Genomic DNA, 19935 nt, shown 5'->3' on the forward strand with positions numbered 1-19935 from the left:
CGCACGCGTCCCGACCGCCCGGGTAGCCCAGGCGGGGCCGCCGGTGTCCTGACGATCAGCGTGCCGCGGGCGCCGCCATCGTGCCCGCCGCAAGCTGCGCCCAGACCTCCGCGAGCAACCGCACGCCGCGGTCGAGGTCGGCGAGGGGCGCCGTGAAGGGGACGCGCAGGAACCGCTCGAGCGATCCGTCCACCGAGAACGCGGGGCCCGCCGACAGTGACATCCCGCGCTCGCGGCAGACGGCCGCCAGGGCGGAGCTGCCCGGCCGGTCGAGCTGCACCCACATCGACAGCCCGCCGTCCGGCCACGGCGCCCGCCAGCCCGGCGCGTGGCGCGCCAGCGCGGCGCCGAGCGCCGCTCGCTGACCGCGCAGGAAACGGCGCCGCCCGGCGAGCAGCTCGTCCATGCGGCCCACCACGCGTTCCCCGACCAGCTGCTCGATGGGCGGGGTCCCGAGGTCGCCGGCCGGTCGTGCCTGCACGAGACGGCGGACGACGGCCTCGTCGGCACGGACCCATCCGATGCGCAGGCCGCTCCAGATCGACTTCGACAGCGACCCGAGCGTGATGACCCCGGAACCCGTCGCACCCCCGTCCCGCGCGGCGTGCCGGGCGAAGGGGCCGTCGTCCCACGGCCGATCGATGCTCAGATCGACGGTCGCCTCGTCGACGACGAGCATCGTCCCGGCCGCGCGGGCGGCGTGTACCAGGCGGGCGCGATCCTGCGCCGGCAGCGAAGCGCCGGTCGGGTTGTGGAAGTCCGGAATGAGATACGCGATCGCCGGGCGCACCCGCTGGAGGGTCGAGAGCAGGTGGTCCATGTCCCACCCAGCGGCGGTCACCGGCGTCGCCACCATGCGAGCGCCGGCCCGCCGGAACGCCTCGAAGGCGTGCGGATAGGTCGGCGACTCGACCAGCACGACATCCGTGCGGCGGACCAGCGCCTGCGCGGTGAGCGCGATGGCGTGCTGACCGCCGGTGGTCACGATGATCTGGTCGGGCGACGTCGGCAGCCCACGAGCGGTGTAGCGGTCGGCGACGGCCGCGCGGAGACCGTCGTTGCCGAGCAGGTCGAACCCCGGGAAGGCGGTGATGTCGGGCAGGGCCGCCGTGACCTCGACGATCAGCTCGCGCAACCCGTCCACCGGAGGCGGGATGGACCCGGCGAAGTTCAGGGCGGCATCGGGTCGCTTCGACACCTCCGCGAGGTGGGGAAGGCTCGCACGGCTGCCCGATCCCTGCCGGCTGACGAGGTGGCCGCTGTCGCGCAGCGCTCGATAGGCGGCGACGATCGTCGTGCGGCTCCGTCCCGCCTGCGCGGCCAGTTCGCGCTCGGACGGAAGCAGGGTCCCCGCCGGGATGCGCCCGTCCGCGATGAGCAGGCGGACGCGGCCGGCGAGCTCGGCGTACGCGACGCTCTCGGCTCCCAGTGGGCCCGTCATGGCCAACAGAGCGCGAGCGGAGAGCCGCGGACCCGGTGCCGACATGAGTCCAGCATGGCCGATTGGACCGCGACGGTTGCGGCACCCGCACGATGTGCTCTGTCTTTGGCAGGAACCCGACGGCGAGAGGGACGCGAACGATGGCACAGGGCGAGGCGGGTGGCGTGACGAGACCGGCCGTCGGATTCATCGGGCTCGGGCTGATGGGATCGGCGATCGCGTCGCGGCTGCTGCTGACCGGCCCCGTCGTGGTGTGGAACCGCACGGCCTCCGCCTGCCGGCCCCTCGTGGAGGCGGGGGCGGCCGTCGCCGCCTCCGCGGCCGACGTCTTCTCCCGCTGCGGGACGGTGTTCCTCATGGTGACCGACGAGCACGCGATCGACGACGTCCTCGGCACGGCCGAGGGGATGCTTCGGGATCGGACGCTGGTGCAGATGAGCACCGTCCCGCCGGCGTACTCGGCGGCGCTGGCCGCGCGCGTATCGCGGGTCGGGGGACGCTACGTCGAAGCGCCCGTCTCCGGATCGCGCCAGCCGGCGCTGACGGGACGACTCATCGGCCTGCTGGCCGGCGACGACGCGGCGGTCGAGGAGGTCGAGGCGTTGTTGCGGCCCGCCTGCTCCGCGGTCTTCCGGTGCGGGCAGCCGCCGCAGGCGATGCAGATGAAGCTCGCGGTCAACACCTTCCTCATCACCCTGGTGACGGGGCTTGCCGAATCGTTCCACTTCGCCGAGGAGCACGGCTTGCCGGCGGACCTGCTGGCGAAGATCCTGGACGCCGGGCCCATGGCGTCGTTCGTCTCGCGCAGCAAGGCGGCCGCCTTGGTCGCCGGCGACTTCGCGCCGCACGCGGCGATCGCCGACGTGCGAAAGAACGCGGAGCTGGTCGTCGGGTCGGCACGCGAACATCACGTCGCGGCGCCGCTGATGGCGACCGCCGCGCTGCTGTACGACGAGGCGACGCGGTTGGGCCACGGCGAGGCCGACATGGCCGCCGTCATCACCGCATACCGGGCACGCACCCAGGGAGGGCGGTGACCATGCGCGCGTTCCCCCTCGACCACGGCCCCCTGAACGACCCGCTCTATGCGGAGCTGCTTCGCGTTCCCACGCTCAGCGTCGGGCACTATCGCCTCCCGCCCGGCGCCGCCGATCCTCAGAGCCCGCACACCGAGGACGAGGTGTACGTGGTCCTGCGTGGCAGAGCGCTGCTGCAGACGGAGAGCGGCACGGCCGTCGCCGAGCCGGGAGCGATCCTCTACGTGCCGGCGGGCGAGCAGCACCGCTTCATCGAGATCACCGAGCTGCTGGAGGTCATCGTCGTGTTCGGACCCGCCGAGCACTCGCTCGCGCCCCCACGCTGATGGCCACCGCGCCGCATCAGGCGTCGGGGAGGCTCCAGAAGTGCGCGGTCGAGCCGGGGTGCTCCACCGTCAGCGCGTGGTCGAGGTCGCGGTAGTTGGAGTCGAGGTTGTGGCCGGCCATGCGGATCGCGACGCTGCCGTCGGCGTTCCGGTCGAGGTCGGAGACGAGCTGGATGTGGTCGAGGGTGCCGTCGGCGTCCCAGTCGAACACCACGAGGTCGCCGAGCTTCACCTGATCGCGCTGGTCGAGACCGAGCCGCGTGACGCCGAGTTCCCGCGCATGCTCGGTGATCCACGCATCGAAGGTCGGCACGAACCGCCAGGTCTCCGTCGATGAGGCACCGTCGTGGTACCAGTCGTCGCGTTGGGCCCAGCCGCGGGCCACGAGGGTCTGGCTGACGAAGTTCATGCAGTCGCCGCCGATCGGGTTGTAGTCGCCCCACTGCTCGTCGTTGTAGTCGTCCCAGTGTGCGAGGGCGTACTGCAGCTGACGATCCACGCCGGTGCGCGCCTCGTACGAGTATCGGAGCGTGGACGTGCCCTTGACCGGCACGCTCGCGGCGTGGACGGTGACGGGAACCTCGCCCGCCACGTAGTCGACGGCGGAGGGCGCGATGACGGTGACGGCGTCGTCCCTGGCCTCGGCGATCTCGGCATCGGCCGTGCCGAAGCTCACGCGCGTGACACCCGCGAGCCCCGTGCCGGTGATGGTCACGCTCTCGCCGCCGGCGAGCGACCCCGCCGCCGCGCTGAGCGCGGCCACGCGGGGCGTCGTACCGTCGCTCGTCGTGCGCGCGGGGCGCTGCTCGATCGATGCCTGCACGGAGGCGGCCTGAGCGACGCCGCCCTCGCCAACGCTCGTCAGCGCGCCGACGAGCGCGCTCGCACCCCATACGAGCACGGCGGCGCCCCCGCCGAGCACGAGCACCCCGCGGCGCCGCGCCCGACGTCGCCGCGCACGGCGAGCGCTCGCACGCGAGGACGGCGTGAAGGCGTTGTCGGACATCACCGCCGACGTTACGGCGCGAAGCTTCGCGGCGTCTGAGCCACGCGGGACTCTCTCGGGTATTCCGCCATCCGCGTGGGGCGGCGGGAACCGCATCGTCGCCATCGCGCCTCCAATGCCACAGATCCCGCGGCTTCGCCAGTCCCTTTACCACCCTGCGCGGCGCGGATGAAGTGGGACGATGACCAAGGACAGTGCCGCCACCGTGGAACGACCCGTCGGGCTCAAGCGCGTGCTGGGCACGCCGCTGCTGTACGCGTTCATCGTCGGTGACACCCTCGGCGCCGGCATCTACACCCTCGTGGGCACGATGGCGACCGACGTGGGCGGCGTCATCTGGCTGCCGCTGCTCATCGCGCTCGTCGTCGCGCTGCTGACCGCGGGCACCTATGCGGAGCTCATCACGAAGTACCCGCACGCCGGCGGGGCGGCGCGCTACGTCGACCGCGCGTTCGGGATCCCGTATCTGTCGTTCCTCGTCGGGTTCCTGATGATGGCCTCGGGCATCACGACCGCGGCCGCGCTCGCGAACGCCTTCGCGGGCGATTACCTCTCGGCGCTGCTGGATCTGCCGCCCATTCCGACGGCCATCGTCTTCATCGTGCTGCTCACGCTCATCAACCTGCGCGGCGTGAAGGAGTCGTTGACGGCGAACCTCGTGGCGTCGGTGATCGAGGTGACCGGCCTCGTGATCGTGATCGTGCTCGCCGCCATGGTGCTGGGCCGCGGCGACGGCGACGTGTCGCGACTCGTGGAGTTCGCGCCGGACGTGCCGCCGGTGCAGGGCGCGTTCGCGGCGTCCATCGTCGCGTTCTTCTCGTTCCTCGGCTTCGAGGCCGCGGCGAACATGGCGGAGGAGGTGCGCAACCCGTCGAAGTCGTACCCGCGGGCGCTGTTCGGCGCCGTGCTCACCGCCGCCGTCGTCTATCTGCTCATCGCCCTGGGCGCGGTGATCGTCGTTCCTCCGACCGATCTGGCCACTTCGACGGGGCCGCTGCTGGAGGTCGTGCAGGCGAGCGGCTTCGCGGTGCCCGGGTGGCTGTTCAGCCTGATCGCGCTCGTCGCGATCGCGAACGGCGCCCTGCTGTTCCTCGTCATGGCCAGTCGTGTGGCATACGGCCTGGCGGAGTCGTACCTGCTGCCGAGCGCCTTCGGGCGCGTGTTGACCCGCCGCCGCACCCCGTGGGTGTCCATCCTGGCGGTCTCGGGCGCCGCGATGCTCCTCACGATGGTCGGCGACATCGCGACGCTGGCGTCGACCACCGTCCTGCTGCTGCTGCTCGTGTTCCTGTCTGCGAATGTCAGCGCGCTCGTCCTGAAGAAGGACCGCGTCGCGCACCCGCACTTCTCGGTGCCGCGGATCGTGCCCGTGCTCGCGATCATCGCCAGCATCGTGCTGCTCACACAGCAGACGGGCATCGTGTGGCTGGGGACGGCGGTGTACATCGCCGTCGGATCCGTGCTGTTCCTCGTCGCTCGTTTCGGGCGCAAGCGCGAGGCCGGCACGGCGGCCGCGGGCACCGCCGACGACACGACCGATCGATGAAGGAAGGGAACGATATGGCGATCAACACGCTCATGCAGCGCCTCATCCGCCGGATCGAGCGATTCCGCGGCATCGACGCGATCGCGAGACCCGCGAGCGGCTCGGTGTCGGCGGCCACCCGCCCCGCTCCGGTCAAGAACCTGCTGTCGGGGTCGTGGCTGGGCCACCAGCTACACCCGATCCTCACCGACCTGCCGATCGGCGCCTGGGGAGCGGCCACCGCCCTCGACCTCACGGCGGGCGAGGAGGGGGCGGCGGCCGCGCGTCGACTGGTGGGAATGGGGCTCGTCGCGTCGGCGCCGACGGCGCTTGCCGGCGCATCGGATTGGGCCGAGACGTCGGGCAAGGACCGGAGGGTCGGCCTCGTCCACGGCCTCATGAACGCCGGCGTGTCGGTGCTGCAGACGGGATCATGGATCGCGCGCCGGCGCGGGCATCGCGGCCTCGGCGTGGCGCTCAGCCTTGTGGCCGTGGGAATCGCCGGCGTCTCCGCCTATCTCGGGGGACACCTGTCGTACGTGCGAGGCGTCGGGGTCAACCACACCGCCTTCCAAGGCCGTGCAGGGGAGTGGACCGACGTCGCGGCGGAGTCGGAGATCGCGGAGGGCGAGCTGCGCCGCGTGCTCGTGGACGACGTCCCGGTGCTGCTGACGCGTCGTCGCGGCTCGCTGCGCGCGATCTCGGCGGTGTGCTCGCACGCGGGCGGACCGCTCGACGAGGGCACGCTGGACGAGGAGGGCTGCGTCACCTGCCCCTGGCACGGCAGTCGCTTCCGCCTCAGCGACGGCGCCGTCGAGCGCGGTCCGGCCAGCGTGCCGCAGCCGCGGTGGGAGGCGCGGGTCGAGTCTGGCCGCGTGCTGCTGCGGTCGGCCTGACGATCGCGATGGCGAAACGCCAGGACGAGCGGCCCGGAGCCGAGCAGTGGGTTCCGGAGGCCGGGGGCCTCGAGGCGCTGCGGCGCGCGGTGCACGACTGCCGCGGTTGCGAGCTGTGGCGGGATGCGACGCAGGCGGTGTTCTCGCGGGGCCCGGACGACGCGCGCCTGATGCTCGTGGGCGAGCAGCCGGGCGACCGGGAGGACCAGGAGGGCGAGCCCTTCGTCGGGCCGGCGGGTCGACTGTTGGACGACGCCGTGGCGGCCGCCGACATCGACGCCGACCGCGTCTACCGCACCAACGCCGTCAAGCACTTCCGCTTCGAGCAGCGCGGGAAGCGCCGCATCCACGCCAAGCCCGCCGTCGGGCACGTGGTGGCCTGCCGCCCGTGGCTGGAGGCGGAGCTCGAGACGGTGCGTCCCGCGGTGGTGGTGGCGCTCGGCGCGACCGCCGCCCGGGCCGTGCTGGGTCGGACGGTGAGGATCGGCGAGGTGCGCGGCATGGTTCTCGAAAGCTCCGACCCGACCGGAACGGCGGCGGTCGTCACGGCCCATCCGTCGAGCATCCTGCGCGTGCGCGACGACGCCGAGCGTCGCGCCGCGTTCGACGGGCTCGCCGCCGACCTGCGCCGCGCGGCCGAGGTTGCCCTCTCGCGAGGAGGCACCCTCCGCCGCTTGTCGCGTCCTGTGCGTCAGCTCAGTCGTCGCGAGACGTGACGTGGATGAGCGGGCTTCCCGCCAGCCATTCCTCGAGCGGCGCGACGGGCTGCGGCAGGCGTGCCGGGTTGCTCGGCTGGTTCACGTCGTCGATGATCGCCGAGAACACGCCGGGGTGTGGCGCCGGATCGTCACCGTTCAACCGATCCGCGCCGCGACGGGGTGCTCCGGTGATCGGGCGCCAAGTATGGGCGAGGTTCGCGGAACGCGCCACCCCCGTGCATCGCGCGCCGCCCGCTCCTAGCGTGGCGCCCAACCGCACGACACGACGAAGGAGTCATCATGTCCGACGAACCGCAGAGCCCCGTCCGCGACAAGAACTACAACCTCATCTGGGCGCTCGAGGCTTCGCTGCACAACGTGTGGAAGCTCGAGACGTACATCGAGGACGCGGATCGCGAGGGCGACGAGGAGCTCGCCACCTGGTTCCGCAAGATCCAGCACGAGAACCGCAAGGCCGGCGAGCAGGGCAAGCAGATGCTCGCGCGAAGGCTCGCCGAGGAGCAGTGACCCGCACTCCCTGAGCACGGGATCGGGCCGCGACACCGCGCTCGGCCGAACGATTCGCCGGTCCGCCTCCCGCAGACTGTCGGCATGGGATTCACCCGCGCCGAGCTGGAGGCGCATCGAGACCGCGCCGTGGAAGACCTCATGCCCGAGCGGCCGCGGTTGGTGTTCGTCGGGATCAACCCCGGGCTGTGGACCGCCGCGACGGGGGCGCACTTCGCCCACCCGGGAAACCGGTTCTATCCCGCGCTCGCGGCGGCGGGTGTTCTGCCCCGGGTGCCGGAGGTCACTCGCGAGGGCTTCATCGAGGCGGACCGGCGGATGCTCCTCGATGCCGGGATCGGGATCTCGAATCTCGTGCATCGCGCCACGGCGCGCGCCGACGAGCTCACGCGCGAGGAGCTGATCGCGGGCGCCGAGCGGCTCGAGGCGGACGCGCGGCGCTGGGATGCGCCGGTTGTCGCGGTCGTCGGGCTCACCGCCTACCGGCGCGGGTTCCGCCGGCCGCGCGCTGCCGCGGGATGCCAGCCCGAGCGCCTCGGCCCCTCGGAGCTGTGGGTCGTACCCAATCCGAGCGGCCTCAACGCGCACGACACCGTCGCCACGCTCGCGGCGGCCTACGCGGAGCCGGCTCGCGCCGCGGGGGTGATCGCGTGACCGCCGCACGCCCGCGCGGCACGCGGCGCCGCGCCCTCGCGGCGGTCGGCCTCGTGATCGTCATCGCGTGCGGGCTGCTCGTCCACGGCGGCCTCCCGGACACGTCGGCCACCGACATCGCGGGCGACGCCCTCTATGCCGCCGCGGCGTACCTCGGGGTCGTGCTGCTGGCCCCGCGGCTCGCTGCCCCCGCGGTGGGCGCGTTCGCCGCCGGCTGGTGCGTCGCGGTGGAGTTGCTGCAGCTGACGGCACTGCCGGCCGCTGCGGCCTCGGCCTTTCGACCCGCCGTCCTGCTCCTGGGCACGGCGTTCGATCCCCGGGACCTCGCCGTGTACCTCGCGGCCGTCGCGTTGCTCGTCGTCGCCGACATCGGCGCCGCCCTCCGAAGCGGACGGTTCGCGGGTCACCCCCAGGGCGACGCGTCCGAGCCGCGGCGGGCCGGCCGCAGCTCGGGTGGGGGCGGCCACGGCAGCTCGTGGAGCGTGTAGGGCACATCGATCGCCCCGAAGTCGTCGGTCTTCACGAGCACGCGGCCGGGCCGGGCGGCGCTCTCGCCGGGCGACACCTCCACGATCCGCACGCGGATCGGCCGCCCCATCAGTTCCAGCTCCCACACGTCGGCGAGCCACGACAGCCCGACGCGCTCCAGCGCTTCCTCCGCCGTCACCCAGTCCACCGGCCCCGACACGTCCGCGCCGAAGAGCGAGACCGCGACGAAGTCCTCGCCCTCCGGCCGAATCCAGCCGAGCAGCTCGCGATCGCTCGCGCGGCGGTGCGGAATCCAGGACCCGGGGACGACGCTCATGCCGCGAGCGTAGCGGCCCTCCGGCGGTCCTTCGGATCAGGCGCGGCCGGAGAGCGCGTCCCGCAAGGCCTTCTCGGCGTCGTCACCGGCGTGCGCGGCCTGGGCGTTCTCCGCGCGGACCGCGTCGACGATCTCCGAGCGCTGGATGCGGGTCTCCCGGGGGGCCCGGATCCCGATGCGGATGCTGTCGCCCTTGACGTCGAGCACGGTCACCTCGACGTCGTCGCCGATGAGCAGGCTCTCGCCGATCCGCCTCGTCAACACCAGCATCGCCCCAGACTATCGGCCGGGGCGCGCCGATCGTCAGGACGGGCGGATCACGCCGTCAAGGACTGGGCGTCGCGGACGACGCCGACCGTGTCGATCGTCAGCCCGCCGGCCGTGGCCTCGTTGTACGACAGCACGGGGATGCCGTCGGCCTGCGCCGACACGAGCCGCCGCACGGCGGGCCGCAGATTCGGAGCGCATACGATCACCGGCTCGCCGAGCGACGGGTCGATCCCGGCGACCGCCTCCTTCACGGACTGCACGATCTGCTCGATCCGGGCCGGGTCGAGCACGATGTGCGTGCCGTCCTCGCCGGAGCGCATGCCCTCCAGCATGGCCTGTTCCAGCAGCGGCGCGAGCATGATCACCCGCAGGCGGCCGTCCTGCGCGAAGCGCGCGGCGATCGCGGGACCGAGCGCGGCGCGGGCCGCTTCGATGAGGCCCTCGGGATCCGTCGACACCTTCGCGCGCAGGGCGAGCGCCTCGTAGATGCGCGCGAGGTCGTTGATGGGCACCCGCTCGGCGAGCAGCCCCGTGAGAACGCGCTGGATCTCGGCGAGCGAAAGCAGGGCCGGCGTCAGCTCCTCGACGGCCGCCGGGCTCACCTGGCGCAGGCCATCGGTGAGCTGACGCACGTCCTCGCGGCTGAGCAGGCGTGCCGCGCCCGCCTGCACGATGTCGGAAAGGTGCGTCACGATGACGCTGGCACGGTCGATCACCGTCGCGCCGGCCAGCTCCGCGCTGTGGCGCATCTCCAGCGGGATCCACTTGCCCTCGAGCCCGAAGACGGGGTCGAGCGTCGTCTCGCCGGGCAGGGTCTCGAGCGCCCCGCCGAGCGCGAGCACCGAAGCCGGCGGCGCGACGCCGCGCCCCGCCTCCACGCCCGCGATGCGGATGACGTAGGTGGACGGCGGCAGATCGATGCTGTCGCGCGTGCGCACGGGCGGCACGAGGAATCCCAGCTCCAGGGCGATGCGCTGCCGCAGCGCCTTGACGCGCGCGAGGAGGTCGTCCGGGCCGCCCGTGACGAGATCCACGAGGTTCGGAGCGAGCAGGATCTCCAGCGCATGCACCCGCATCCGCTCCAACAGATCCTCGGGGCGATCGGACGGGCGGGCGGGGGCCACGTCCGTGGCCTCGGCCTCACGGCGGGCTTCGGCCGCCTTGATGCGCTGGGCCGCCAGCAGCAGGCCCGCGCCGATCGCGAGGAACGGCAGCATCGGCATGCCGGGGATGAGCGCCATCACGATGGCGGCCGCCCCGGCGATGCTCAGCGCGACGCGCGACTGGGTGAGCTGCGTCGAGGCGGCCTGACCCATCTCGTGCTCGGTGTTCGCGCGGGTGACGATCATGCCGGTCGAGACGGCCATGAGCAGCGCGGGGATCTGCGTCACGAGGCCGTCGCCGATCGTGAGGAGGCTGTACGTGCCCAGCGCCTCCTCGATCGCCATGGCGTGCTGGATCATGCCGATCGCGATCCCGCCGATGAAGTTGATGATGATGATGACCAGCCCCGCGATGGCGTCGCCCTTGACGAACTTCGACGCGCCGTCCATCGCCCCGTAGAAGTCCGCCTCCGCGGCGACCTCCGCGCGACGGGCCCGCGCCTCGGTGTCGGTGATGAGCCCGGCGTTCAGGTCGGCGTCGATGGCCATCTGCTTTCCCGGCATGGCGTCGAGCGTGAAGCGCGCGCCCACCTCGGCGACGCGCTCGGCGCCCTTGGTGACGACGACGAACTGGATGACGACGAGGATGAGGAACACGACGGCGCCGATGATGAGCGACCCGCCGATCGCGATCTCGCCGAACGCGTGGATCACCTCGCCGGCGTACGCCTCGCCGAGCACGAGGCGCGTCGACGCGACGTTGAGGCCGAGCCGGAAGAGCGTGGCCACGAGCAGCAGCGACGGGAACACCGAGAAGTCGAGGGGCTTCTTCGCGAACATCGTCGTGAGCAGGATCACGAGCGCGAACATGATGTTCAGGATGATCAGCACGTCGAGCAGCGGCGGAGGCACCGGCACCACGAGCAGCATGATGATCCCGACCACCCCGATCGGCACGGCCAGGCTCTTCAGGACGGTTCTCATGCGGGTCTCCCTGCGGTGGATGGATCGGGCATGGTGTGCACGCCACGGGCGGAGCCGCGGCGCTTGAGCGCCGCGACGAAGACGAGCACGCGCGCCACGGCGGTGTACAGCTCGGGCGGGATCTCCTGCCCCAGCTCGCAGGCCGCGTGGACCGCGCGGGCGAGGGGGATGTCGCGCACCATCGGCACGCCCGCTTCCGCGGCGCGCTCGCGGATGCGCTCGGCGATCGTGCCCGCGCCCTTCGCCACGACGCGTGGGGCGGAGCGCCCGGGCTCGTACGAGAGGGCCACGGCGACGTGGGTGGGGTTGACGAGCACGACGTCGCTGCCGCCGACCCCGGCGATCATGCGGTTGCGGCTCATCGCCAGCTGCCGCGAACGGCGCTGCTGGCGGATGAGCGGGTCGCCCTCGGCGTTCTTGTTCTCGTCGCGCGCCTCGCGCTTGGTCATGCGCGTGTGCTTGGTGTTGCGGCGCATCACGACCATCACATCGATGATCGCCAGCGCGACGCCGACCGCGACGGCGACCCACAGCACGGCGGCAGTCGCGCCGGCGGCCTCGGAGAGCAGGTGGCTGATCGAGGTGCCGCCGCTCGCGGCGAGCGCCGGGACGAGGCCGGCGATCACGAGCCAGAGCGCGCCCCCGATGGCGGCGGTCTTCAGCAGCGCCTTCGCGCCCTCCCACAGCGCCTGCATGCCGAACACGCGCCGCAGGCCCGTCACGATGTTGAACTGCTCGACGCGCATCGGCACCCCACGCAGGTGGATGCCGCCCTGGGCTGCGGCGGCGATCACGGTGGCGATGACCACGGCCGCCAGGAGCGGCCCGAGCGTTGCGCCCATCGAGCCGAGCGCGTCGCCGAGGATCGCCACCGCTCGCTGCGGATCGGGATCGCGTGTGATGCTGCCGACCGCGAGCAGCTGGGCGGTGCCGGCCTCGGCGCCGTCGGCGATCGCCGTGGTCATGAGGGCGCCGGCCGCCGCGATCCCCACCCAGGCGGTGAGGTCCTGGCTGCGGGACAGGCGGCCCTTCCGCCGCGCCTCGCGCAGTCGCCGCTCGGTGGCCTTCTCGGTGCGCTCGCCGCTGTCCGATCCGCTCACGGCGCCACCCCCTGCATCAGTCCCAGGGCCTGCCGTGCGAGGGCGTCGACGATGCCCGGCAGGGTGAGGAAGACGATGCCGGCGAGCACGAGCGTGAGGATGATCTTGAGCGGGAAGCCCAGCGCGAAGGCGTTCAGGGCCGGTGCGACGCGCGTGATCAGCCCGAGGCCGGCGTCGGCCAGAAACAGCACGAGCACGAGCGGCCCGGCGATCTGCAGCGATGCGAGCATGAGCTGGCCGACGACGCCCGTGATCGCCTCCGCGGGGCCGGAGATGTCGAACATCCCGTCCACGGGGACGGCGTCGAAGCTGCGGGCAAGGCCCGCGATGATGAGCTGATAGCCGTCCGAGGCGAACAGCAGCACGATCGCCGTCATCTGGAACAGCCGCGTGAACTGCGCGCCGTTGACCATCGACTGCGGGTCGAACGCCTGGGCCAGCTGGAATCCGCCGAACAGGTCGATGAGGTTGCCCGCTGCCTGCACCGCCGAGAACACCGCGAGCACGAGGAAGCCGAGCAGCGCTCCCGTGAGCAGCTGCAGCACGAGAGCGCCGAGAAACGCCGCCGTGCCGAGGCTCTCATAGCCCGGGGCGACCGTCGCGCCGATGGCGAGCGCCAGGCCGATCGCGAGCATCGCCTTGATGCGGGCGGGGATGGCGCCGTGCGAGAACGGCGGTGCGATGAAGAGGAACGCCGTGATGCGCACGGCGGCCATCATCGTGGCCTCCAGCCACACGAAGTCCACCGGGATGTTCACGTCATCCGCCCGACAGCAGCGAGGGGATGCGGGCGAACATCTCGTTCGTGAACGCGATCGACTCCGCGATCATCCAGTTCCCGCACACGAGCAGCGCGATCGCGACCGCGACGGCCTTGGGCACGAACGAAAGCGTCACCTCCTGCACCTGCGTGATCGACTGCAGCAGCGAGATCGCAAAGCCCACCACGAGCGCCGTGATGAGCAGGGGAGCGGCGAGCTTGGTGGCCAGGATGAGGCCCTGCATGCCGATGTCGAGCACCGCCTCCGGGCTCATCCGACACCCCCGTACGAGTCCAGCAGCGAGCGGATGATGAGGCCCCAGCCGTCGACCAGGATGAACAGCAGGATCTTGAACGGCAGCGAGATCATGACGGGCGGCAGCATCATCATGCCCATCGCCATGAGCGCCGAGGCGACGACGAGGTCGATGATGAGGAACGGCACGAAGATGACGAAGCCGATGATGAAGGCCGCGCGCAACTCCGAGATCATGAACGCGGGGATGAGGGTGTACAGCGGCACGCTGTCGGGGTCGTCGGGATTGGGCTGGTCGGCCGCGCGGGTCATGAGCGCGAGATCCTCCTCGCGCGTGTAGGCCAGCATCCACTCGCGCAACGGGCCCTGCCCCACGTCGAACGCCTGCTGGAAGGTCATCGCGCCATCGATGTACGGCTGCACCGCGATCTCGTTGATGTCGGTGAGCACGGGCCACATGATGAAGATCGACAGGAACAGCGACAGTCCGGCCAACACCTGGTTCGGCGGGATCGACGGCAGCGACAGCGCGTTGCGCGCCAGGGCGAGGACGACGAAGATCTTCGTGAACGACGTCGTCATCAGCAGCAGGGCGGGCGCCACCGACAGGAGGGTGATGCCGAGCAGCGTGAGGATCGACGACGACGGTTCGCCGTTGACGCCGTAGATGTCGATGTTCATCGTGCGCGGCGCAGCGCCTCGGCGGTCTGTCGCCAGGTCGACGGCGAGAGGATGGAGCCGTGCAGCGGGTCGGTGCGGCGGCGCGAGCGATCGCGTCGCAGCGGGAGCCCGTCGGGAAGGGCCGCCGCCGGCGCCTCGGCCCCGGTGGCGTCGGACGGTTCGGCGCTCGCCGCCTCGACCGACGCCGTGATCTGGTGCGGAGAGCGGATCCGGTCGATGACGTTCACGCCCTGCTCCGTGACGCCGAGCACGTAACGCGTGCCCTCCACATCGACGACGATCAGCTGGGCCTTGCCGCCGAGCGCCTGCCGAGAGACCACCGCGATGTCGCGCGGCACCTTGGCGCCGCGCGAGAAGCGGCGCTGCAGATACCAGAGCGCGCCGAGCACCGCCGCGAGCGAGACCGCGACGCGCAGCGCGAGCAGCAGATCGTCCAGCTCAGGCCTCGGCGTTCTCGAGAATGCGCGTGATCCGCACGGCGTAGTCCTGGTCGACGACCACGATCTCGCCGTGGGCGATGAGGCGCCCGTTGAGCTTCACGTCGGCGGGAGCGCCCGCGGAGCGGTCGAGCTCCACGACGCGGCCGGGGGAGAGGTCGAGCACGTCGCGCACGGCCATGCGGGTGCGCCCGATCTCGACGGTCAGCTCCATCTCGACGCCGGCGATGCGCTGGAGGCGGCGTGAGGGCACGCCGGTGGCGGCGGCGGTGTGGGTGACGCGCACCGCAAGCCGCCCGACGGTGCGCCCCGCCTCGTCCTGCAGGTCGAAGATCCGCGCCTGCGGATGCGAGAACAGCGCCGACGCGTCGCCGACGCGCGCCTCGCGCACCACGCCGGGCCCCAGGGTGGCGGCGGCCGCGTCGAGGGCCTCGTGCAGCCGATCGGGCAGCGGGGCGTCGGGCACGCCGTCGACGAGGGCCGCGGGGTCGAGGATGAGCACGGCCAGCTCGGCACTGGACTCGCCGACGTACGACACGATGACCGCATCGCCGGTGTCGCCGGAGGCCTGCGAGGCGCGGGCGCTGATCTCGGTGGTCGTGGGCATCCGCGACGCGAAGGCGGCGGCGACGGCGGACTCGTGGGCGGTGGGGGTCACCTGGGCTCCTCTGACGGGACGGAATCGGACGGTGCCGCGGGATCGGACGGCACCGACGTGATGACGCAGGCGAGCCGCGCGCCGCTCGCGCCGACGGCTGCGGTGGCGATGGGCACGCCGCCCGCGACGAGGTCGAGCGGGCGGTCGTCGGCATGCGGGAGGCGGATGAGATCGCCCACCGACAGGTCGAGCACGTCGGTCGGGCGTACCGACACCGGCGTGAGCTGCAGGGCGAGCTCGAGCGGGGAGTGCTCGACCTGCTGGTGCAGCAGGTCGGCCGCGAGGTCGGCGGGCATGACGGGAGCGGCGCTGCTCAGGCGCTCCAGCACGAGAGCCGCGGGCAGCATCACGCTCGCCGGCACGGTGCGGTCGCCCGTGCTCAGTGACAGGCGCGCCACGATGACGAGGTCGGCGGCTGAGGCGAGCTGCGCGAACTGCGGGCTGTACTGGATGCCGCTCACCGACAGGCGGCCCGGCATCATCGGGCCGAGCGCGTGGGAAAGCGTCTCCAGCGCGTCCGACATCAGGTACCGGATGAGCGCCTGCTCGATGGTCGTCAGCGGCCGCTCATCGGTCACCTCGACGGGGCGCCCTCCCACCATCTGCACGATCCACGACAACGCCGCCGACAGCGGGAACTGCACGATCCCGCTCGCCTCGCTCTCGGGCACGGCGCACACCACGACCGTCGTCGTCGACGGCAAACCGTCGGCGTACTCGCGGTAGGTCAGCAGTTCGACCTGCTCGACCGTGACGTGCGATCGCGCGCGGATCTTGTCGGTGAGCTGGGTGGACCACAGGCGTGCGAAGGTCTCGAACGACAGCTCGAGGGCGCGGGCGTGCTCGCGTGCGAGGGTCGCCGGGCGGCCGAAGTCGTACACCTCGACCGTCTGGTCCGTCTCGCCCTGGGCGGGCGCGTTCGCGCGCACGTCGATCACCACGACCCGGACTATCGGGCGCGTGGGGACGGGCGTTAGGCGTCGCCGGCTTTCGGGTTGCGACGACGCGGCGGATCGCGGTCTCGATCCGGTGGTGGCTCAGCTCGACTGGCCGGCCACGATGTCGGGGATGAGGGCGCGCACCTCCTCTTCCGCGTCGGAGAGCACGACGATGTCGACGCGGCGGTTGCGGGCCAGGTCCTCGGGCGAGTCGCCTCCCGCGACGGGCCGTGCGTCGCCGTAGCCCACGGCCTGGATGTGATCCCCGCGCACCCGCCCGACCTCCACCAGGTGACGCAGCACCTGCGTGGCGCGGCCGGAGGAGAGCTCCCAGTTCGTCTCGTAGATGGCGCTGGTGGGGCGACGGTCGGCGTGGCCCTCGACCGAGATCTCGTTCGGCACCTCGACGAGCACGGTACCCAGCGCGTCGAGCACGGCGACGGCCTTCTCGCTCAGCTCGACGCTGTTGGTCTCGAAGAACGTCTCGGCCCCGATCAGCCCGACGGTCAGTCCCCGGTCGTCGATGACGAACTCGGCGGTGTCGCCCAGCCCGCGCGCGTCGAGCGCGCTCTGCATGCGCTCGCGCAGCTCCTGCAGGCTCTCCACCTCCTTCTGCGCCGCCAGCAGGGCGGGGTCGGCGGCGGCGCCGTCGTCCTCCGCCTCGAGCTCGGGCGGCAGGACGAGCCCGGTGCTGAGATCGACCTGCTCGCTCGGCTCCTGGCCGAAGCCCGTCGCGAGCGAATCCCGCAGCTGGTCGAACTTCTGCTGGTCGACGCTCGACATGGCGTAGAGCACGATGAACAGGCACATGAGCACCGTGATCATGTCGAGGTACGACGCCATCCAGCGCTCGTCCGGGCCGTCGTGGCCCCCCGAGGAATGATCGGCCGCGCGGCGGCGGCCCCCGCGCCGCACGCTCATGCCGCCTCGATCGACTCCGGCAGCTCCGCGCGCTCCGCCTGCGCGGGCGCCTTGCGGTCGGACACAAGAGCCTGCAGGCGCTCGGCGACGTGATGCGGCGGACCGCCCGCCTGCACCGCGAGCATGCCCTCCATCACGAGCGTCATGCGCTCGAGTTCCAGCTCGGCGAGCCGCTGCAGGCGGTTGCCGATCGGCAGCCACATGAAGTTGGCGGAGAGCAGGCCCCACAGGGTCGCGACGAACGCCGCGGCGATCATGGGGCCGAGCGTGTCGGGCGTGTCCAGCTGCTCGAGCACGTGGGTGAGCGAGACGACCGTGCCGATGATGCCGACGGTCGGCGCGTAGCCGCCGAGGGTCATGAAGAACCGCGACGCCGTGCGGTTGCGCGCCGCGGTCGAGGCGATCTCGTCCTCGAGGACGATCCGCAGCTCCTCGGCGTCGGTTCCGTCGGCGATACTCTGCAGCGCCTGGCGCATGAAGGGGTCGTCGGTCTCGGGAACGAGCTGCTCGAGCGACAGGAGCCCCTCCGCTCGCGCCTTCTCGGCGTAGCCGACGATCTGCTCGATCATCTCGGACGCCGTACGGCGGTCTCCCCGGATCGCGCGCGGCAGGGCCTTGAACGCCGCGATCGCGTCACGCATCGTGCCGCTGGCGATCCCGATCGCGATGGTGCCGCCGAAGACGAGGATCATCGGGGCGGGCAGGAACAGTGCGGCCAGGCTCGCGTGCTCGAGCGTGATCATCGCGTACAGCGAGCCGAACGCGACGACGAGGCCGATGAGGAAGGCGAGATCCATCAGCTGATCACTCCGGTCACGTCACCGGAGCGGCGCACGTCGGCCGCGGAGGCGAGCACGCGGGCGCGGAACGCGGCGATCCGCTCGATGACCTCGGACATGGGTTCCAGGACGACGAAGGTGGCTCCGTCGACCATGACCAGAGTGGTGTCCGGCGACTCGTGAATCCGCTCGATGAGGTCCGGATTCACGGCGAACCGGGTGCGGTTCAGGCGCGTGACGACGATCATGGCTCCATCCTGGAAACTGCGAGCGACCCCTCCTGGGTCGCCAGACGGCCCGTCCTGGTCCGTCGGGTACCACTGTCGGCCGCACGGGGCGCCCGGTAAGGCGATGCCCCGAAGACGGAACAGGAGGGCTCGCGCGGCGACGCGGCGAGCCCTCCTGTCGCGGGGGCGGGACGGCGATGGTGGGCGGGGGTCCCGAGAGTCAGCGCTTGAGGTTGGTGAGCTCCTGCAGCACCTCGTCACTGGTCGTGATCATGCGTGCGTTCGCCTGGAACCCACGCTGCGCGACGATGAGGTTCGTGAACTCCTGCGAGAGGTCGACGTTCGACATCTCCAGCGCGCCGCTGATGAGCGCCCCCATGCCGTCGGCGCCGGGCTCACCGATGACGGCCTCCCCGGAGTTGACCGTGGGACGGTACTGCGAGGAGCCGGCCTTTTCGAGGCCCGTCGGGTTGACGAAGGTCGCCAGTGCGACGCGCGCGAGCACGGCGGTCGCGCCGTTGTCGAACGTGCCGACCAGGCTGCCGTCACCCGAGAGCGAGTAGGACTGCAGGGTGCCGGCGGCGCGGCCGTTCTGCTCCGAGATGGCGATCGTCGACAGCTCCGCGTAGCCGGTGACGGACGAGAGGTCGATGGTGATGGGGCCGGCCGTGAGGGTGCCGCCGCCGGTGAGCTGCCCGTCCGTGAAGGTCAGGCTTGTGGTCGCGCCGCCATCGGTCGTCACGTCCCAGCCCCCCGCCGTGCGCGTGAACGTCAGGGTCAGGGTGTCGGCCGCGCCCTGCGCGTCGTAGACCGTCACGTCGCGCACGAGCTCCTCGCCCACCGCCGTGTCGGACGGGAGGTTGCCGGTGACCTCGGCCGTGGTCGTGGCGACGGCGGGGGAGACCGCGCCGACGGGAAGCGTGATGTTCCCCAGCGGCGATCCCGGCACGATCGCGCCGTCCTGCGCCGTCCAGCCCTGCACGAACGAGCCGTCCGCGGTCACCAGGCGCCCCTGCGCGTCGAACAGGAAGGCGCCGTTGCGGGTGTAGGCGGTCTCGCCGCCGTTGCGGGTGACGAAGAAGCCGTCGCCGCCGATCATGAGGTGGGTGGGCACGCCGGTGCGCTGGGCGGCACCCTGGGCGAAGTTGGTCGTGATCGCGGCCACCTGCACGCCGAGGCCGACCTGTGCGGGGTTGCTGCCGCCGGTGTCGGCCTGCGGGAGCGTCGAGTTCTGGACCAGCTGCGAGAGCGTGTCCTGGAACTCCACCGATGAGGCCTTGAACCCGGTGGTGTTGACGTTGGCGATGTTGTTGCCGGTGACGTCGAGCATCGTCTGGTGCGAGCGCATGCCCGAGATGCCGGAGTAGAGGGAGCGGAGCATGTTGCCTTCCTTCGGTGTGGGGGATCAGGAGACGACGCCGGAGACGGCGTCGAGCGGCACGGAGACATCGCCGAAGAACACCTCTGGGGTGCCCTCGGCGAAGGAGACGGAGGTGACCACGCCCGTCTGGGTCTTGTCGTCGGCGTCGATGTACGACGCCGTGCGGCCCACGAGCTCGGTGGCCGCCTGACGCATCGTGAGCGCGAACGCCTCCGTCGATGTCGTCGACAGGGCCGTGAGCTGCTCCATCATGGCCAGCTGCGTGCTCTGCGAGATCATCTCGTTCGTGTCCATGGGTGAGGACGGGTCCTGGTTCTGCAGTTGCGCGACGAGCAGCTGCAGGAACACCTCGGAGTCCAGCGTCTGCTTGCGCTCGGTGGGGAGGGTGGACCCGGTGTACAGACCGGTGGCGGCGACGGGTTCGACGGTGGGCATGGGGCCTTCCGATCAGGCGAGCACGTCGAACGACGTGGCGGCGGGGACGGGGAACGCGGGAGGGGCAGGCGGCGACGGCTCGCTCGCGG

General features: G+C 71.8%; 26 protein-coding genes. 8 read left to right on the plus strand and 18 right to left on the minus strand.

The features are described 5' to 3' along the window. Window positions 1-55: 55 nt before the first annotated feature. A complete protein-coding gene (locus tag N8N77_RS08645; protein ID WP_261166255.1) occupies window positions 56-1486 on the minus strand; it encodes a PLP-dependent aminotransferase family protein in 1431 nt (476 codons plus the stop codon). A 95-nt stretch (window positions 1487-1581) separates the two neighbouring features. Between N8N77_RS08645 and N8N77_RS08650 the strand changes: the two genes are divergently transcribed. Both N8N77_RS08650 and N8N77_RS08655 read left to right on the plus strand, forming a co-directional pair. Continuing rightward, on the plus strand, window positions 1582-2478 hold the full coding sequence (locus N8N77_RS08650; RefSeq protein ID WP_261166258.1) for an NAD(P)-dependent oxidoreductase: 897 nt from the start codon (window positions 1582-1584) through the stop codon (window positions 2476-2478). A gap of 2 nt (window positions 2479-2480) precedes the next feature. Beyond that, window positions 2481-2804 carry a cupin domain-containing protein gene (locus N8N77_RS08655; RefSeq protein WP_261166259.1) on the plus strand — a complete coding sequence of 108 codons (324 nt, stop codon included), beginning with the start codon at window positions 2481-2483 and terminating at the stop codon, window positions 2802-2804. A 16-nt stretch (window positions 2805-2820) separates the two neighbouring features. Here the strand turns inward: N8N77_RS08655 and N8N77_RS08660 are convergent, their stop codons facing one another. Then, complete coding sequence (locus tag N8N77_RS08660; protein WP_261166260.1) at window positions 2821-3810, minus strand: amidase domain-containing protein; 990 nt, start codon at window positions 3808-3810, stop codon at window positions 2821-2823. A 181-nt stretch (window positions 3811-3991) separates the two neighbouring features. On the opposite strand from N8N77_RS08660, the gene N8N77_RS08665 reads away from it, so the two are divergent. The 3 genes from N8N77_RS08665 to N8N77_RS08675 are packed head-to-tail and all read left to right on the plus strand — an operon-like array spanning window position 3992 to window position 6947. Then, window positions 3992-5356 (plus strand): APC family permease, encoded by a 1365-nt coding sequence (locus N8N77_RS08665; protein ID WP_261166261.1) that lies wholly within the window; start codon window positions 3992-3994, stop codon window positions 5354-5356. 14 nt (window positions 5357-5370) lie between these two features. Beyond that, window positions 5371-6231 (plus strand): Rieske 2Fe-2S domain-containing protein, encoded by an 861-nt coding sequence (locus N8N77_RS08670; protein ID WP_261166262.1) that lies wholly within the window; start codon window positions 5371-5373, stop codon window positions 6229-6231. Between the two features lie 8 nt (window positions 6232-6239). Further along, window positions 6240-6947: a UdgX family uracil-DNA binding protein gene (locus N8N77_RS08675; protein WP_261166264.1), complete on the plus strand. Its 708-nt coding sequence runs from the start codon at window positions 6240-6242 to the stop codon at window positions 6945-6947. Here N8N77_RS08675 and N8N77_RS08680 read toward each other — a convergent pair. Next, window positions 6928-7089: a hypothetical protein gene (locus N8N77_RS08680; protein ID WP_261166266.1), complete on the minus strand. Its 162-nt coding sequence runs from the start codon at window positions 7087-7089 to the stop codon at window positions 6928-6930. The two genes, N8N77_RS08675 and N8N77_RS08680, sit on opposite strands and share 20 nt — an antisense overlap. 140 nt (window positions 7090-7229) lie before the next feature. Here N8N77_RS08680 and N8N77_RS08685 point away from each other — a divergent pair, with 140 nt between their 5' ends. The 3 genes from N8N77_RS08685 (at window position 7230) to N8N77_RS08695 (ending at window position 8599) form a co-directional block, all read left to right on the plus strand. Continuing rightward, window positions 7230-7457: a hypothetical protein gene (locus N8N77_RS08685; protein ID WP_261166267.1), complete on the plus strand. Its 228-nt coding sequence runs from the start codon at window positions 7230-7232 to the stop codon at window positions 7455-7457. 84 nt (window positions 7458-7541) lie between these two features. Then, window positions 7542-8111: a mismatch-specific DNA-glycosylase gene (locus N8N77_RS08690; RefSeq protein WP_261166269.1), complete on the plus strand. Its 570-nt coding sequence runs from the start codon at window positions 7542-7544 to the stop codon at window positions 8109-8111. Continuing rightward, complete coding sequence (locus N8N77_RS08695; RefSeq protein ID WP_261166271.1) at window positions 8108-8599, plus strand: DUF2809 domain-containing protein; 492 nt, start codon at window positions 8108-8110, stop codon at window positions 8597-8599. Before N8N77_RS08690 ends, N8N77_RS08695 begins: the two co-directional genes overlap by 4 nt. Here N8N77_RS08695 and N8N77_RS08700 read toward each other — a convergent pair. The 15 genes from N8N77_RS08700 to N8N77_RS08770 form a co-directional block, all read right to left on the minus strand. After that, window positions 8515-8916 (minus strand): hypothetical protein, encoded by a 402-nt coding sequence (locus N8N77_RS08700; RefSeq protein WP_261166272.1) that lies wholly within the window; start codon window positions 8914-8916, stop codon window positions 8515-8517. The two genes, N8N77_RS08695 and N8N77_RS08700, sit on opposite strands and share 85 nt — an antisense overlap. A gap of 36 nt (window positions 8917-8952) precedes the next feature. Beyond that, complete coding sequence (csrA, locus tag N8N77_RS08705; RefSeq protein WP_261166273.1) at window positions 8953-9186, minus strand: carbon storage regulator CsrA; 234 nt, start codon at window positions 9184-9186, stop codon at window positions 8953-8955. Between the two features lie 47 nt (window positions 9187-9233). After that, a complete protein-coding gene (locus N8N77_RS08710; RefSeq protein ID WP_261166275.1) occupies window positions 9234-11273 on the minus strand; it encodes a flagellar biosynthesis protein FlhA in 2040 nt (679 codons plus the stop codon). Further along, on the minus strand, window positions 11270-12373 hold the full coding sequence (locus N8N77_RS08715; RefSeq protein WP_261166277.1) for a flagellar biosynthesis protein FlhB: 1104 nt from the start codon (window positions 12371-12373) through the stop codon (window positions 11270-11272). The genes N8N77_RS08710 and N8N77_RS08715 overlap by 4 nt, the downstream gene beginning before the upstream one ends. Continuing rightward, on the minus strand, window positions 12370-13131 hold the full coding sequence (locus N8N77_RS08720; protein ID WP_261166279.1) for a flagellar biosynthetic protein FliR: 762 nt from the start codon (window positions 13129-13131) through the stop codon (window positions 12370-12372). The genes N8N77_RS08715 and N8N77_RS08720 overlap by 4 nt, the downstream gene beginning before the upstream one ends. A gap of 1 nt (window position 13132) precedes the next feature. Continuing rightward, window positions 13133-13408, minus strand: coding sequence for a flagellar biosynthesis protein FliQ (gene fliQ, locus N8N77_RS08725; RefSeq protein ID WP_261166281.1), 276 nt, complete (start codon window positions 13406-13408; stop codon window positions 13133-13135). Beyond that, complete coding sequence (gene fliP / locus N8N77_RS08730) at window positions 13405-14106, minus strand: flagellar type III secretion system pore protein FliP (protein WP_396652818.1); 702 nt, start codon at window positions 14104-14106, stop codon at window positions 13405-13407. The genes fliQ and fliP overlap by 4 nt, the downstream gene beginning before the upstream one ends. Then, the gene (locus N8N77_RS08735; RefSeq protein WP_261166285.1) at window positions 14067-14459 is read right to left on the minus strand and encodes a flagellar biosynthetic protein FliO; all 393 of its coding nucleotides are present in this window, start codon (window positions 14457-14459) and stop codon (window positions 14067-14069) included. The genes fliP and N8N77_RS08735 overlap by 40 nt, the downstream gene beginning before the upstream one ends. A gap of 49 nt (window positions 14460-14508) precedes the next feature. Continuing rightward, on the minus strand, window positions 14509-15165 hold the full coding sequence (gene fliN, locus N8N77_RS08740; protein ID WP_261166287.1) for a flagellar motor switch protein FliN: 657 nt from the start codon (window positions 15163-15165) through the stop codon (window positions 14509-14511). After that, complete coding sequence (locus N8N77_RS08745) at window positions 15162-16106, minus strand: flagellar motor switch protein FliM (RefSeq protein ID WP_261166289.1); 945 nt, start codon at window positions 16104-16106, stop codon at window positions 15162-15164. The genes fliN and N8N77_RS08745 overlap by 4 nt, the downstream gene beginning before the upstream one ends. A gap of 96 nt (window positions 16107-16202) precedes the next feature. Continuing rightward, window positions 16203-17024 carry a flagellar motor protein MotB gene (locus tag N8N77_RS08750; protein ID WP_261166291.1) on the minus strand — a complete coding sequence of 274 codons (822 nt, stop codon included), beginning with the start codon at window positions 17022-17024 and terminating at the stop codon, window positions 16203-16205. After that, window positions 17021-17821: a motility protein A gene (locus N8N77_RS08755; RefSeq protein WP_261166294.1), complete on the minus strand. Its 801-nt coding sequence runs from the start codon at window positions 17819-17821 to the stop codon at window positions 17021-17023. Before N8N77_RS08755 ends, N8N77_RS08750 begins: the two co-directional genes overlap by 4 nt. After that, complete coding sequence (locus N8N77_RS08760) at window positions 17821-18051, minus strand: flagellar FlbD family protein (protein WP_261166296.1); 231 nt, start codon at window positions 18049-18051, stop codon at window positions 17821-17823. The genes N8N77_RS08755 and N8N77_RS08760 overlap by 1 nt, the downstream gene beginning before the upstream one ends. Before the next feature lie 199 nt (window positions 18052-18250). After that, entirely contained in the window at window positions 18251-19411 is a 1161-nt protein-coding gene (locus N8N77_RS08765; RefSeq protein ID WP_261166298.1) for a flagellar hook protein FlgE, read from the minus strand. A gap of 24 nt (window positions 19412-19435) precedes the next feature. Next, window positions 19436-19846 carry a flagellar hook capping FlgD N-terminal domain-containing protein gene (locus N8N77_RS08770; RefSeq protein ID WP_261166300.1) on the minus strand — a complete coding sequence of 137 codons (411 nt, stop codon included), beginning with the start codon at window positions 19844-19846 and terminating at the stop codon, window positions 19436-19438. Window positions 19847-19935: the final 89 nt, after the last annotated feature.

It is taken from the genome of Microbacterium sp. Marseille-Q6965 (assembly GCF_946151065.1).
GTDB lineage: Bacteria > Actinomycetota > Actinomycetes > Actinomycetales > Microbacteriaceae > Microbacterium.

What these genes read in the sequence shown, in the direction of transcription:
- N8N77_RS08765 (WP_261166298.1), bottom strand. Translation starts at nt 19,411, where the DNA reads ATGCTCCGCTCCCTCTACTCCGGCATCTCGGGCATGCGCTCGCACCAG.
- N8N77_RS08670 (WP_261166262.1), top strand. Translation starts at nt 5,371, where the DNA reads ATGGCGATCAACACGCTCATGCAGCGCCTCATCCGCCGGATCGAGCGA.
- N8N77_RS08645 (WP_261166255.1), bottom strand. Translation starts at nt 1,486, where the DNA reads ATGTCGGCACCGGGTCCGCGGCTCTCCGCTCGCGCTCTGTTGGCCATG.
- N8N77_RS08675 (WP_261166264.1), top strand. Translation starts at nt 6,240, where the DNA reads ATGGCGAAACGCCAGGACGAGCGGCCCGGAGCCGAGCAGTGGGTTCCG.
- N8N77_RS08710 (WP_261166275.1), bottom strand. Translation starts at nt 11,273, where the DNA reads ATGAGAACCGTCCTGAAGAGCCTGGCCGTGCCGATCGGGGTGGTCGGG.
- N8N77_RS08650 (WP_261166258.1), top strand. Translation starts at nt 1,582, where the DNA reads ATGGCACAGGGCGAGGCGGGTGGCGTGACGAGACCGGCCGTCGGATTC.
- N8N77_RS08690 (WP_261166269.1), top strand. Translation starts at nt 7,542, where the DNA reads ATGGGATTCACCCGCGCCGAGCTGGAGGCGCATCGAGACCGCGCCGTG.
- N8N77_RS08700 (WP_261166272.1), bottom strand. Translation starts at nt 8,916, where the DNA reads ATGAGCGTCGTCCCCGGGTCCTGGATTCCGCACCGCCGCGCGAGCGAT.
- N8N77_RS08655 (WP_261166259.1), top strand. Translation starts at nt 2,481, where the DNA reads ATGCGCGCGTTCCCCCTCGACCACGGCCCCCTGAACGACCCGCTCTAT.
- csrA (WP_261166273.1), bottom strand. Translation starts at nt 9,186, where the DNA reads ATGCTGGTGTTGACGAGGCGGATCGGCGAGAGCCTGCTCATCGGCGAC.
- N8N77_RS08685 (WP_261166267.1), top strand. Translation starts at nt 7,230, where the DNA reads ATGTCCGACGAACCGCAGAGCCCCGTCCGCGACAAGAACTACAACCTC.
- N8N77_RS08770 (WP_261166300.1), bottom strand. Translation starts at nt 19,846, where the DNA reads ATGCCCACCGTCGAACCCGTCGCCGCCACCGGTCTGTACACCGGGTCC.
- fliQ (WP_261166281.1), bottom strand. Translation starts at nt 13,408, where the DNA reads ATGAGCCCGGAGGCGGTGCTCGACATCGGCATGCAGGGCCTCATCCTG.
- N8N77_RS08750 (WP_261166291.1), bottom strand. Translation starts at nt 17,024, where the DNA reads ATGAGCGTGCGGCGCGGGGGCCGCCGCCGCGCGGCCGATCATTCCTCG.
- N8N77_RS08760 (WP_261166296.1), bottom strand. Translation starts at nt 18,051, where the DNA reads ATGATCGTCGTCACGCGCCTGAACCGCACCCGGTTCGCCGTGAATCCG.
- N8N77_RS08665 (WP_261166261.1), top strand. Translation starts at nt 3,992, where the DNA reads ATGACCAAGGACAGTGCCGCCACCGTGGAACGACCCGTCGGGCTCAAG.
- N8N77_RS08755 (WP_261166294.1), bottom strand. Translation starts at nt 17,821, where the DNA reads ATGGATCTCGCCTTCCTCATCGGCCTCGTCGTCGCGTTCGGCTCGCTG.
- N8N77_RS08660 (WP_261166260.1), bottom strand. Translation starts at nt 3,810, where the DNA reads ATGTCCGACAACGCCTTCACGCCGTCCTCGCGTGCGAGCGCTCGCCGT.